This is a genomic window from Alcaligenes parafaecalis, assembly GCF_026344135.1.
In the GTDB taxonomy this organism is placed as follows: Bacteria; Pseudomonadota; Gammaproteobacteria; order Burkholderiales; family Burkholderiaceae_B; genus Alcaligenes; species Alcaligenes parafaecalis.
This window is the reverse complement of record NZ_JAPKNA010000001.1, coordinates 244,020-257,124: the sequence shown is the minus strand read 5'-3', so window position 1 is coordinate 257,124 and position 13,105 is coordinate 244,020. Positions and strand designations below refer to the sequence as shown.

The 13,105-nt window shown below is 56.0% G+C and carries 14 protein-coding genes; 11 read left to right on the top strand and 3 right to left on the bottom strand.

Annotated elements, in window-relative coordinates:
* Window positions 1-236 precede the first annotated feature (236 nt).
* From loiP to nhaA, 7 genes are all read left to right on the top strand, one after another.
* Window positions 237-995 carry a metalloprotease LoiP gene (gene loiP / locus OSH09_RS01130; RefSeq protein WP_207873905.1) on the top strand — a complete coding sequence of 253 codons (759 nt, stop codon included), beginning with the start codon at window positions 237-239 and terminating at the stop codon, window positions 993-995.
* Window positions 996-1,157: 162 nt separating this feature from the next.
* A complete protein-coding gene (locus tag OSH09_RS01125; protein WP_266119875.1) occupies window positions 1,158-1,559 on the top strand; it encodes a YchJ family protein in 402 nt (133 codons plus the stop codon).
* A complete protein-coding gene (locus OSH09_RS01120) occupies window positions 1,556-2,026 on the top strand; it encodes a GNAT family N-acetyltransferase (RefSeq protein WP_266119874.1) in 471 nt (156 codons plus the stop codon). The genes OSH09_RS01125 and OSH09_RS01120 overlap by 4 nt, the downstream gene beginning before the upstream one ends.
* Window positions 2,027-2,062: 36 nt before the next feature.
* Window positions 2,063-2,581: a DedA family protein gene (locus OSH09_RS01115; protein WP_266119873.1), complete on the top strand. Its 519-nt coding sequence runs from the start codon at window positions 2,063-2,065 to the stop codon at window positions 2,579-2,581.
* Window positions 2,582-2,587: 6 nt separating this feature from the next.
* A complete protein-coding gene (locus tag OSH09_RS01110; protein ID WP_266119872.1) occupies window positions 2,588-2,932 on the top strand; it encodes an SMR family transporter in 345 nt (114 codons plus the stop codon).
* Window positions 2,933-2,947: 15 nt separating this feature from the next.
* Complete coding sequence (gene dtd, locus OSH09_RS01105; protein ID WP_207873900.1) at window positions 2,948-3,406, top strand: D-aminoacyl-tRNA deacylase; 459 nt, start codon at window positions 2,948-2,950, stop codon at window positions 3,404-3,406.
* 118 nt (window positions 3,407-3,524) lie between these two features.
* Window positions 3,525-4,889 carry a Na+/H+ antiporter NhaA gene (gene nhaA, locus OSH09_RS01100; RefSeq protein WP_266119871.1) on the top strand — a complete coding sequence of 455 codons (1,365 nt, stop codon included), beginning with the start codon at window positions 3,525-3,527 and terminating at the stop codon, window positions 4,887-4,889.
* Window positions 4,890-4,961: 72 nt separating this feature from the next.
* On the opposite strand, the gene cnbZ is transcribed toward nhaA, so the two are convergent.
* Both cnbZ and OSH09_RS01090 read right to left on the bottom strand, forming a co-directional pair.
* Complete coding sequence (gene cnbZ, locus OSH09_RS01095) at window positions 4,962-5,723, bottom strand: 2-amino-5-chloromuconate deaminase CnbZ (RefSeq protein ID WP_207873898.1); 762 nt, start codon at window positions 5,721-5,723, stop codon at window positions 4,962-4,964.
* A 151-nt stretch (window positions 5,724-5,874) separates the two neighbouring features.
* A complete protein-coding gene (locus OSH09_RS01090; protein ID WP_266119870.1) occupies window positions 5,875-6,243 on the bottom strand; it encodes a YgiW/YdeI family stress tolerance OB fold protein in 369 nt (122 codons plus the stop codon).
* A 153-nt stretch (window positions 6,244-6,396) separates the two neighbouring features.
* Between OSH09_RS01090 and mgtE the strand changes: the two genes are divergently transcribed.
* The 4 genes from mgtE (at window position 6,397) to OSH09_RS01070 (ending at window position 12,668) form a co-directional block, all read left to right on the top strand.
* Window positions 6,397-7,737 carry a magnesium transporter gene (gene mgtE, locus OSH09_RS01085; protein ID WP_266119869.1) on the top strand — a complete coding sequence of 447 codons (1,341 nt, stop codon included), beginning with the start codon at window positions 6,397-6,399 and terminating at the stop codon, window positions 7,735-7,737.
* 161 nt (window positions 7,738-7,898) lie between these two features.
* Window positions 7,899-10,865 (top strand): MHYT domain-containing protein, encoded by a 2,967-nt coding sequence (locus OSH09_RS01080; RefSeq protein ID WP_266119868.1) that lies wholly within the window; start codon window positions 7,899-7,901, stop codon window positions 10,863-10,865.
* On the top strand, window positions 10,858-11,871 hold the full coding sequence (locus OSH09_RS01075) for a response regulator (RefSeq protein ID WP_222668469.1): 1,014 nt from the start codon (window positions 10,858-10,860) through the stop codon (window positions 11,869-11,871). The genes OSH09_RS01080 and OSH09_RS01075 overlap by 8 nt, the downstream gene beginning before the upstream one ends.
* Window positions 11,872-12,095: 224 nt before the next feature.
* Entirely contained in the window at window positions 12,096-12,668 is a 573-nt protein-coding gene (locus OSH09_RS01070) for a helix-turn-helix domain-containing protein (protein WP_266119867.1), read from the top strand.
* Window positions 12,669-12,681: 13 nt separating this feature from the next.
* Here OSH09_RS01070 and OSH09_RS01065 read toward each other — a convergent pair whose 3' ends face one another.
* Window positions 12,682-13,098, bottom strand: a complete 417-nt coding sequence (locus tag OSH09_RS01065; RefSeq protein ID WP_266119866.1) for a hypothetical protein — start codon at window positions 13,096-13,098, stop codon at window positions 12,682-12,684.
* Window positions 13,099-13,105 lie beyond the last annotated feature (7 nt).

Genomic DNA, 13,105 nt, shown 5'->3' with positions numbered 1-13,105 from the left:
CATTAGCGTTTAACTCCAGGCGAGACTGTTACGCCTGTCAACAAAGCTGGAGCGCCTCAGGAACAAATCCAATCTTGGGGCTAAAAAAGCCTAAGCCCGCCCATCCCGCGCCCGATCGTTTTTTATCTATCTGTAAATGTATCAACAACAATTGTTAAAGATTGTTTTATATAGGAATCCTTCGTCGCCTAGTCATTAAAATCGCTTCTTTTTTATATAAGAAGAAGGGGAAGTTCATGACTTTTCGTATGGGTGCATTGGCCGCTATGCTGGCCGTCGCTGGCCTGACTGCAGGCTGCCAGACAATGGATGTGGGTGGCATGGTGGGTGCGGGCAGCAAGGCTGTCCAGGCGTTCAGTTTGTCCGATCAGGAAGTGGTTGCCCTGTCTGATCAGTCTTGCAAGCAAATGGACGCTGAAAACAAAGTAGCCAGCGCCAACAGCAAGTACAACAAGCGTCTGCAACGCATCGTCAAGCCTTTGACGAAGCAGTTGAATGGCCAGACTCCTAACTTCAAGGTTTACCAGACTCAGGAAGTGAACGCCTGGGCAATGGCTAACGGTTGTATCCGTGTTTACGCCGGTCTGATGGACAAGATGACCGACGACGAGTTGCGCGGCGTGATCGGCCACGAAATGGGCCACGTTGAACTGGGCCACAGCAAGAAAGCCATGCAAACCGCCTACGGTTTGTCCGCTGCTCGTGACGCTGCTGCCGCTACCGGCAACGGTGTGGTTGCTCAACTGAACTCCAGCCAATTGGGCGAGCTGTCCGAGGCTTTCCTGAATGCTCAGTTCTCGCAATCACAAGAGTCCGATGCGGACGATTACTCCTTTGATCTGCTGACCGAACGCAAACTCAAGACCCAAGGTCTGGTTAGCGCCTTCGAGAAACTGGCTGCCCTGGACGGTGGCGAGAGCAGCGCGATGAGCTCGCACCCTGGCTCCAAAGAACGTGCCCAGCGTATGCAACAGCGTATCGACGCGGCCAAGTAAGCCGGTTCGACGCAGCTAAACGCATGCACATGACCCGTCCGCGTTTTGCGGGCGGGTTTTTTTATGCGGTGACACGTTACTTTTCGTCGCGGGGGACGTCATAAACCGACTCCTGCTTTCAGGTATGCTTGTGCCATTCTTCTGGTCTTGGCAGTTACGCTCTTGAAAAAGTCTTCCTCTTCAAAAACCTCCTGCCTTTGCGGCAATCCCAAAAAATATGAAGCTTGTTGCGGTCCCTGGCATCAAGGCCCGCAGTACTTGCAAGCGCCCGATGCGGTTACCTTGATGCGCTCGCGCTACAGCGCATTTGTACGCGACGATCTGGATTATCTGCTGGCCACTTGGCACAGCTCCACCCGTCCTCATTCGCTGGAGCCTAATCCTGAAGGTTTGCAGTGGCTGGGGCTGGAAGTGCGTCGTCATGAACGTATTTCCGACACGGAAGCGACCGTGGAATTTGTGGCCCGCAATCGCTTGAATGGCCGGGCGAATCGTCTGCATGAAGTTAGCCGGTTTGTCTGTGAGCAGGGCCAGTGGTTTTATGTGGACGGGAACTTTTCATGAGTCAGCCCCACCAACTGGGGCAAGCAGAACAGGTACACGGTTCTAGCCTGCCCATGGCCTTGCTCCTGGAGGCCGATCCCAGCACCCGCCTGATTGAACGCTATAGCAACACCCCTCACGCCTGGCGCATTGCAGATCAAGAGCAAACCGTGGCAGCCGCTATTCTGCAGCCCAGAAACGCTCAGGACTGGGAACTAATGAACATCGCCGTTCTGCCCCCGTACCAAGGTCATGGGCTAGGTGCGACGCTGTTGGCCACCGTTATTGACTATGTACGCGAACAAGGCGGGCAGACCTTATATGTCGCCACCGGCACGATCGGCTATCCGCTATTTTTCTATCAGCGCGCGGGCTTTCGGGTCGTGGCGGTAGAAGCAGACTACTTTCTGCACCACTACGACGAGGCCTTGTTTGAAGACGGTCTGCAGCACAAGGACCGCCTGATTCTGAGCCTTGCCCTGAACTAAAGGACGGCATGCTGCCCTCCCTTCCTTCTGATTGATATGCTAAGCACTTTAAGCAATTTTGCAGAGCAAGCCACGGCGCTGATTAGCGCTAATCCTCAATGGGTCGCCCCGGCTGTGTTTGCCCTATGCATGATCGAGTCCTTGCCCTTTTTGGCGCTGATCATTCCGGGCACAGCCATTCTCTTGTCGGTCGGGGCGCTCGTCGGTGCCGGTGAAATGAGCTTGTTGCCTATCTGGCTGTCAGTCACACTGGGCGCCGGGCTGGGCAATGCCATTTCCTTTTTTCTGGGACAGCGCTATGGCGGGAATCTGTTCCATTTTGAGTGGGCCCGCAAGCGCTTGCATCTGTATGCCAAGGCACAGGCTTTTTTTGCACGCTGGGGCTGGTTTAGTATTGTGGCCTGCCGTTTTGTGGGTCCCTTGCGCTCGACGGTCCCCTTGATTGCCGGCACCTGCGCCATGTCTCCGGTCAGTTTTCATATTTCTTCCTGGGCCTCGGCCGCCTTGTGGGCCAGTGTCCTACTGCTACCCGGATGGCTCAGTTTCCAACCCTGATTTTCAATGACTCCTGTAAGCCTCGCCTACCTGCATTTATTTATCGCGATTATCTTCGAGATCATCGCCACCAGCCTATTACAGCGCTCTGAACAATTCACGCGGCTCATGCCTAGCGCATGCACGATTCTGTTTTATGCGGGTGCATTTTATTTCCTGTCGCTTAGTCTGCGTGTCATGCCGGTGGGCATTGCCTACGCCATCTGGAGCGGCGTGGGTATTGTGCTGATTTCCTTGATAGGCTGGGTGGTCTTCAAGCAAAAGCTGGATTTGGCCGCTATGATTGGCATCGCCTTTATTGTGGTGGGCGTGCTGATTGTGAATCTATTTTCCAAAGCCGTTGGCCATTAGTCTGAGTAAAAAAACATGATTGCCTTGATTCAACGGGTACGCCAGGCCCAGGTCGATATTGATAACAAAACAGTCGCCAAAATCGGGGCGGGCATGGCGGTACTGGTCTGTGCTGAACACGGTGACACCACCGAACAAGCCATTCGTTTGCTGGATAAGCTCCTGGCCCTGCGTATCTTTTCGGATGAGCAAGGCAAGATGAATCTGAACCTGCTGCAAGCCGGCGGCCAGCTTTTACTGGTCAGCCAGTTCACCCTGGCGGCTGACACACGCAAGGGCAATCGCCCGGGTTTTAGCCGCGCCGCACCCCCTGCCATCAGCCAACCCTTGTTTGATGAGCTTGTTTCCCTGGCCCGCGCCCGCCTGCCTGATACTCAATGCGGCGTGTTTGGTGCTGATATGCAGTTAAGCCTGACCAACGATGGCCCTGTGACGATTCCCTTGCATATTGCCCCGGATGCTGACCCAAGCTGACGATTGCCTTAAAGAAGCTCCGTCCCTATAATTGCGCAGGGTGTTTTGCTGGCATTGTGCAGCAAGGCAGGTTAATTACATACGCAAGGTCGGGCCGCCTTGTGGAGATTTGCCGACCATGTCCCACCCTTCCCCCGGTGCGCCTTTGCCACGCGCCCACGTTTTGACCCGCCAGCTACAAGCACAATTGCAGCGTCTTTTGCATATCGAAGCGCTGGGCGGTGTTGTCTTGCTACTGGCTGCCGCTCTGGCCCTGATCTGGGCCAACTCCTCCTTTGCCGATAGCTATTCCGCTTTGTGGCATACCCAGGTCACCCTGGAACTGGGCCCCTGGCGCTTCTCGCAAGATCTGCATTTTTGGGTCAACGATATTTTGATGACCCTGTTCTTTCTAGTCGTTGGAATGGAGATCCGCCGCGAGATCCATGATGGCGCTTTGTCGGACTGGCGTTCGGCCATGTTGCCCATCTGTGCGGCCCTGTCTGCCATCACCCTGCCCGCCCTGATTTATGGGGCCATGAACCCTGATCCACAGGTTCTGATGGGTTGGGCTATTCCTACCGCCACCGATATCGCCTTTGCTGTCGGGGTCCTGGCTTTGCTCGGCCGCTCTCTGCCCCCTAGCTTGCGAGTATTTTTGCTGGCGCTGGCCATTATTGATGACCTGGTCGCCATCCTGATCATTGCCTTCTTTTACTCGGGCGGCCTGGATTACAGCGCCTTTCTGATTGCCGGTGTGGGCATTGTGGCCGTTTTGGGTCTGCAAAAAATGGGGATAGGCTCAGCTTGGGCCTATGTCGTGCCGGGGGCCATCTTGTGGTTCGGCCTGTTGAAAACGGGCGCCCACCCCACCCTGGCCGGTGTCGTACTGGGCATGATGAGCCCGGTACGCGCACTGCCCTTGCCGCGCAAGGCACGCCACCTGAACCTGGAATTGGCGACCAAGCTGGAAAGCCAGCAAGACACTCAAGAAATCATGCATACCCTGCAGAAGATGCAGTTGGCCCAACGTGAAATCCTGCCACCAGTTCAACGTATTCCTGCCTTGCTGCATCCTTGGGTTGCCTTTGTCATCATGCCGGTCTTTGCGCTGGCCAATGCTGGAGTCAGCCTGAATGGTTTAAACCTGAATGCCGCCGGTGCGCAAAGCGCCCTGTTTGGCGTTGCCATTGCGTTGATTGTGGGCAAGCCTCTTGGCGTCTTGCTGGGCACCTGGTTGCCGGTCCGTCTGGGTCTGTGCACACTGCCTGCAGGTATGGATTGGGCCGGTGTCACCCTGATTGGTTTGCTTGCCGGTATCGGCTTTACCATGTCCATCTTTGTGGCCAACCTGGCCTTTGCAGAACCTGTTTTGCTGGATGCAGCCAAACTGGGCGTACTGTGCGGCTCTTTGGCCTCTGCGGTGCTGGGCTTGGCATGGGGCCTGATGGTGCGTCGTCGTTATCAGCAGTCTGCCAGCCAAGCAGCCTATAGCCAGGCATAAACCAGGCATAAACAGCCAGACAAAAAACAGGCCCCAGCTAGCTGGGGCCTGACTTTTTTATGGACTGAAGACTTAATCAATCGTCAGAACGCGCTCATTCAAAACACGGCGGCAATCCATTTCGTACTCCAGATCCTTGACTGGAGGGCGAGCCAGATGCCAGCCCAGACCGTGGCTAATCGCACCACGATTGGCCAGCTCACTGGCCATAAAGGGATGCAGATTATGCACCGTGTAGGCATGGGTTGCCGTGGTATCGGCCCACTCATGGCCCAGCACTTCCAGACGACGCTCCATTTCACCCAGCACCCATTGGGCTTTCTGGAGCAGACCTTCAGGCGACACGTCCTGATAAGCCACGATGCTCTCTATATAGTCACCGGGGGTTTCGGGCACTTCGCAGCTTCCCGCAATCACGAAGGTCGCTTCTTCAATATCAGTTTCAACCGTGTAGCTGAAGGCATAGAAGCTGGGCTCGGCAGGCGCGCCTACCAGTGGGGAGACATTGCTGCGTGCCACGGGGTTATGTTTGCCTTTCAGCAGGCCCCAATCCTCCAGGGTTTCCAGATACAACTCATTGAACTGGTTGAAGTCGCTATCGCTTACCGGTTCGGGCGAGCGCAATTCGCACGCGCACAAGGCGGTCAAAGGGCGTTCCTCGGCTTCCAGCACGGCCTGAATCAGATCAAAACCTTCCTTCAGTGGCACCGGTGCAGAAAACACCACCCGGCAAATCTCGTAACCGGGCTGAGCAGCCACCCCGCCCGAGAAGCGATTCACGCCGGTCGGAATGAAGCGGTAATTGCCTTTATCAAAATTAATTGCATTGCTCATGGTGGTTCCTGGTCTTGTAGCGGACGAAGTCGCCCTGGCGAGAAAGAATCTGTTCAGCACGTGGGGCGAAAGCGGGCACTATAGCATCGACTGCCCAACAACAAAGCCCGCAAACCAAGTTCGCGGGCCTTTTTACAATCTTGCAGCGGTTTTATCGAATGATCGTAATCGCCTTGACATCCACTTCCGAGGTTCCGACCAGAGCCTTATCCATCTCGCCAACAATCTCTACGGTCGTGTTAGCATCCACCGGCTCTTTGGGGAAAATCTTGTCGTCAATCTCGACCTGGATCTCGCCGGTCTCGTCTGCAAACAGATACGTTTCATCGGACAACTTGCGCACCAACTTACCGCGCAAACTGACTGGATCATCGTCCTTGGCGTTTTTGGTGACTTGTTCAACATTGGTGAACGTTTTCTGGCTGGAGGGACCCACGTACTGAGCGTGAGCCATTGGAACTGCGGCAGCGCCCATCAGGGCCGTCATTGTCAGGGCTGCCAGTCTGGCCTTCATATCCATAACATGCTCCACTGGTAAGAACTGAAGGTATCCTAGCACCAATCTGGCCCACCATCAGCCGTGCAAACAGATCCTTACAAGACCTCTACAAGCATTTGTAACCCCAAAAACCTGGCTCAACATCCCGTACTTGCACGCCCACTGGAGTATTGCATGTCCAAGCACCCATCGACTGACTTACTTGACCCCCAAACCCCTATTGCTGACCTTGTTCTGGCCTTGAACCAGCTAGAGCGACGTCCGGCCTTGGCCGCTGCCCAGGAACTGGACAACGACCGGCTACAAGCTTTGCTGGAAACCCCCGAACTGCGCTGGGCCAGTGCCATCTTGTTGGAGTTGACCCGCCCGGAGCGCCAGCCCGTATTGGAAACGCTGGCCGAAGACCGCATGGCCGACTTGCTGCAAGATCTGGACCACGAGGATCAGGAGCAAATCCTGGGCCGCCTGTCCCAGCCTACCCGCACCTCCATCATGCGACTGATGCACTACCCAGCCGATACGGCTGGCGGCATCATGACTACCGAATTCCTGCAAGTGCCCATGAGCTGGAACGTGGCTCAGACCTTGCAACATATCCGCGAAGTAGAAAGCACCCGCGAGACGGTCTACGCCATTTATGTGGTCAACGACAAACAGCAACTGGAGTTCGTGGTGCCCTTGCGCAAGCTGGTCTGCGCCGACCCGCAAGCGGCCCTGACGCAATTGTGGAGTGGGGACAGCCCTATTGCTGTCCAGGCCCTGACTGATAAGGAAGCAGTGGCCCAACTGATTCGCCGTCACGACTTTCTGGCCATCCCGGTGGTGGACGAGGCCAATGTCATCATCGGCATTGTGACCGTGGACGACGTGATCGACGCCTTGATGGACGAGGCCGCCGAGGACATGAACCGCTTCGGGGGTGCCGAACACATTGGCAAACCCTATTTGCAAGCGGGCTTTAGCACCATGATCCGCAAACGCGGTGGCTGGCTGGCGATTCTGTTCCTGGGTGAAATGCTCACCGCCAGCGCCATGCAGTACTACGAGATGCAGTTGGAGAAGGCCGTGGTCCTGGCCATGTTCATTCCGCTGATCATGAGCTCGGGCGGTAACTCCGGCTCGCAGGCTACTTCTTTGCTGATTCGCGGTCTGGCCCTGGGCGAAGTCCGGGTGGGCGACTGGTGGCGTGTCCTCTTACGCGAACTGCCGGTGGGCTTGGTGCTGGGCACGATGCTGGGAGCGATTGGCTTTATCCGCATTGAGATCTGGCAACACTTGGGGCTGTACGACTATGGCGAGCACTCTTTGCTGATTGCCTTCACCATCTGGCTGGCCTTGGTAGGCATTGTGACCTTTGGTTCCTGCATTGGCTCCATGCTGCCCTTTATCCTGCAACGCGTCGGTTTTGACCCGGCCAGTGCCTCGGCTCCCCTGGTTGCCACCCTGGTGGATGTGTTGGGTTTAGTCATTTATTTCTCGGTTGCCGCCATGTTGCTGACAGGAACTTTGCTTTAGCCATGAATTTTTTTACTGAATCCATACAAAAACCTGCACAGTAGGAGACAAACTCGGTAACCTATCCGGATTTAACCGTTACATCCCTCCTATAGAGCAGAGGGAGCCTGACACATTTCGTCTAACTTGGCCCTGCGGGGTCGCTTCGGACATAAGCACCTATGCGGATACTCGACCAGTTCTTCATCAGTGCGGACCAGATGGCTCCCTTTTTAGTTGGCAGCTATAACACTGGTCTGGTCATCCTGTCGCTACTGGTTGCCATATTCTCGTCAGGGATGGCACTGCATACGGCCCATATCGCCCGTATGGCTGATTTGCGCATCCATCGCCAGATTGCCATCTGTACCGGTGCCATTGCGCTGGGCGGTGGTATCTGGACCATGCACTTTATTGGCATGCTGGCCTTTGATCTGTGTACCAGCGTCCATTACGACCCGGCCATTACCATGCTGTCTGTCCTGCCCAGCGTGGGGGCTTCCTGGGTGGCACTGCAAATTTTGTCGCAAGCCCGAGTCCAGCGCTCGCACCTGATCATGGGCGGTGTCCTGGTGGGTCTGGGCATAGGCACCATGCACTACAGCGGCATGGCCGCCATGCGCATGGCCCCGGTGCTGCGCTACGAACCCTTTACCTTCTTCTTGTCGATTGTGCTGGCCGTTGTGCTGGCCACCTTGGCTCTGTGGATCCGGTTCCGTCTGCACCGTACTCGTCTGACTTTGCTGCAGCGCGTGGTCATCAGCGGCATTGTGCTGGGTCTGGCCATCTCCGGCATGCACTACACCGGCATGGCCGCAGCCCGCTTCATGGGCCATACCACCCCGCCTGATGACATGATCATCTTCAACAGCACCTTTGCCTCTATGGTGCTGTCCACCTTCACCATTACAGTGACGGTGCTGGTGACCGCCGCCAATGGCCTGTTGCGCTATCGCCAGCTCTTTTTGAAGATGGAAGAAAGCGAATCGCACAACCGCGCCATTGTGGACACCGCGATTGACGGCATTATTACCATCAACAGCCACGGCACGATTCTGGACTTCAACCACTCTGCCGAACGTCTGTTTGGCTGGAAGGCAGGCGAAGTGCTGGGCCGCAATGTGAACATGCTGATGCCCGAGCCGGACCGTTCACGCCACGATGGCTATCTTTCCAATTACTTGCGCAGCAACGACCCCAAAATCATTGGTGTAGGCCGGGATGTGACGGGTTTGCGCAAAGATGGCAGCCTGATGCCCATGCGCCTGGCCGTCGGCAAGGTCCGCCAACCGGGCGATCCGCTGTTTGTCGGTTTTGTTACCGACATGAGCCGCTATATGGCCCTGACCGAATCCCTGCGTCAAAGCGCCGAGAAAGCCGAGCAGGCCGCCCAGGCCAAGAGCGCTTTCCTGGCCAATATGAGCCATGAGATCCGCACGCCCCTGAATGCAATTATCGGTTTTAGCGACTTGATGCTGAATGATCAGCTCAATGCACAGCAAAACAAGCATCTGGCCATCATCAATCAATCCGCCCGCTCCTTGCTGAGCCTGCTGAACGATATTCTGGACACGACCAAGCTGGAGCGTGGTTCCGTGGAGCTGGAAAAAGTCGATTTTTCCCTGATCGAATTATGCAAGCAGGTTGTTGCCTCACTGCGCCTGGCGGCAGATGCTAAAAACCTGGAGTTTCACCTGAACTGTGCGCCTGAACTGCATCGCTTTTACCGGGGCGATCCGCTGCGTATTCAGCAAGTCCTGAACAATCTGATCGGCAATGCCATCAAGTTCACCCAAAGTGGCGCGGTACGCGTGGACGTCAATCCCGAACCCGGCCGCAATGCCGTGTCCATCCGCGTCACAGATACCGGCATCGGCATGACACCCGAGCAATTGCGCCATGTCTTTACCCCTTTTACCCAGGCCGATGTGTCCATTAGCCGCCGCTTTGGCGGAACGGGTTTGGGCGTGTCCATTGCCCGCCAATTGGTGGACTTGATGGGCGGCACACTGGAAGTACGAAGTACCTTGGGCACCGGCAGTATTTTTGAAGTCCGCATCCCGCTGGAGCCCGGCAATGAGCCCACCCTGAACCCGGACGACCATCATTTGCCCCAACTGCCCCCGTTGCGGATTCTGGTCGCAGATGACGTCAGCCTGAACCAGGAGCTCCTGACCCTGGCTCTGGAACAGCACGGGCACTCCGTCATAGCAGTGGACAATGGTCACAAGGTACTGGAACTGCTCGGTACGGAAGATTTTGATGTGGCCTTGCTGGACGTGCACATGCCCGACATGGATGGGCTGGAGACCGCCCGGCGCTGGCGCGAACAAGAGCGCCGCGAAGCACGCCTGCCCCTGCCTCTGATTGCCCTGACCGCCAGCGTCATGGAGTCCGACCGCCGTGCGGCCCAGGAGGCCGGAATGAATGGTTTTGCCACCAAGCCCCTGGACCTGCCTTATCTGCTGCAGGAAATAGCGCTGGTCATGGGGCTGGACCCCACAAACCGTGGCGAAGAGAGCGTGCCCCCTCAGGAAAGCAGCCTGATCAACTGGGATATGGGCTTGAGTCTTTGGGGTTCACAAGTTCGCTTGCGCCGGGCCATTTTGAGCTTCCTGTCGGACCTGCACACGCGTTATCCGCTGGACGAAGTCAAGCAAGACAATCCGAACTGGGAAGTTGTGCTGGGTAGCCTGCATGGTATTCGCGGCACAGCGGGCAACCTGGGCTTGCCGCAAGTCTCGGCGCTGAGCGGCGAACTGGAAGAAAAAATTCGCCACGGCCAAACCCGCAAAATGCGCGACCGCATTGAACAGTTGCAAGAGATGTTCAACCGCATCGCCCACGAATTAAGCCATAACGGCTCGCCCACACTCTATTCAGACCCACAGAACGTCGTGGAGCATACCCCCGACGTTGCCCTGAATTATCTCCACATCCTGCACAACAGCGTGCTGCTCAATGAGCTTGATGAGCCCGCCTTGCAGGTGGTCTGCCAGTATCTGGAAAGCACAGGGCAAATCGACACCCTGAATGATCTTAATAAAACCATCGATGTATTCGACTTTGTTCAAGCCAGCCTGATCTTGTCAAAGCTGATCAAAGACCTGAATACCAGCTTGGCCAAGGATCCGCCACGCCATGAATGAATTTACGTCACCACGCTCTACCCTATTGCTCATCGATGACGAGCCAGCCAATCTCCAGATTCTGCGCCATACGCTGCAACAGGATTTTCGGCTGCTCTTTGCCAAGGATGGCGTCAAGGCACTGGAGCTGGCACAGCGGGATCTGCCTGACCTGATCCTGCTGGACATCATGATGCCGCAAATGTCGGGCTACGAAGTCTGTCGGGCCTTGAAGGCCGACCCCAAGACCCGCCACATCCCGATTATTTTTGTGACGGCGCTCTCGCAGCCTCACGATGAGCAGATGGGGCTGGACATGGGGGCGGTGGACTACATTTCCAAACCCTTTAATCCGGCGATTCTAAAGGCCCGGATACGCAACCACCTGTCCCTGGTGCAAATGCAGGAACTGCGCGACAGCCGCCTGCAAATTATCCGCTGCCTGGGCACCGCGGCCGAATACAAGGATAACGAGGTCGGCCGCCACGTTATCCGCATGAGCCACTACACTCGCATTCTGGCCCACTGGCTGGGCTACTCCAGCGAAGCGGCGGACGATCTGCTGCACGCGGCCCCCATGCACGATATAGGCAAGATCGGCATCCCCGACTCCATCCTGCAAAAACCCGGCAAGCTCACGCCTGAGGAATGGGAGATCATGCGCACGCACACCCTGATTGGGGCCCGCATTATTGGCCAGCACTCACATGGTTTGCTGAAGCTGGCGCGCACGATTGCGCTGTATCACCACGAAAAGTGGGACGGTAGCGGCTACCCCTATGGTTTGAAAGGCGAAGAGATTCCCCTGCCCGCCCGCATTGTGGCCGTTGCCGATGTGTTCGATGCCCTGGCCAGTGACCGGCCCTATAAAAAGGCCTGGAGTGTGGAGCGTTGCATCAGCTATCTACGCGAGCAGTCCGGCCAGCACTTTGATCCGCAACTGGTAGCTTTGCTGGATAAATGCTTGCCAGAGATGCTGCATATCAAAGAAAAATGGGCCGATGACCCAACGCTGATGACGATTTAAAACGACGCACAGCACAGCAAAAAATAAAAGCGAAGAAGCAAAGCAGAAACAATCAAAAAAAACAGAGACTGAGACAGCTACAAAAATAGAGACAAAGACAAAAGAAAGGACCCGCCAATCCAACAAGATTGAGGCCCTTCAAACCCAGCAACATAGATCAATCCCATACAAGCCACAACGAGGCTAAAGCAGGCTGGAACACCTCGTTCCTAAGTCTTGCGGCCTTGTCTTACAATATTGGCTTTGCCACTTACCCCCGCTCCTACATGGCCGCTTTGCGTATTCGCCAAGTCCGACTTCATAAAAAACTGTCTCTGCGCAAGCTTGCCGAGCTGGCGGAAGTCTCCCCGGGTTTGATCAGTCAGGTTGAACGTGGTCTGACTCAGCCCAGTCTGGACACCCTGCGCCAAATTGCACGTGCGCTGGATACGCCTTTGTTTTCATTGCTGGATGACAATGTGGAGCAAGTAGCTGTCGTGCGCCAGAACGAGCGCATGAGTATCCAGTCCGCCTCGGGCGTGCAGTATCAGCGTGTCTCGCCAGGCTTTGGGAGTATTGAAATGCTAGCGGGCTTTTTGCCGCCGGGGGGAAGTTCGGTGGGGCAGCGTTGGAGCCACCCGGCCGAAGAATGCGTGCTGGTCACAGAAGGCCAGCTACTGGTAGATGTGGGGGATGATCAGCACTGTCTGCACACGGGCGATAGCTGTTATTTCAACTCCAGCCTACCCCATGCTTATCGCAATCCTTACGACCAGGATGTGCGCTTTATTGTAGCGATCACCCCACCCAGCTATTAAGCACTGCTGCTGTTTACGCCGCGCTGTGCAACTGGGCCTGAATCAAATCCAGCTCAGTTTCATGGCAACGTTGCAAACGTAGCCAACGGTTTTCATCCATATCCACACCGCGTGTCGCCAGCATGATCAAGATGCAGGCATGCTGATCCAGCGGCTGCACCATGGCACTGATGCGCGGCGTGCGCTGCGTAGCACTGCCGACCCAATAGCGAATCAGCCCTTGCTCAGCCAGAATTTCTACGCTGACGTGGGTTTGGCCGCCATCAAACAAAGAAGTCCCCACCACCAGGCCGGGCTCCACGGTTTGCGTATCAAAGCAGCCCAGGGACCAGCGTCCCAAGGCATCCAGGTCCGCCATATACTCCATCACGACCTTGGCAGGTCGTTCGATACGACGGCTGGCCTGATGGGCCCAGGTTTGGCTATCCATACTCGCT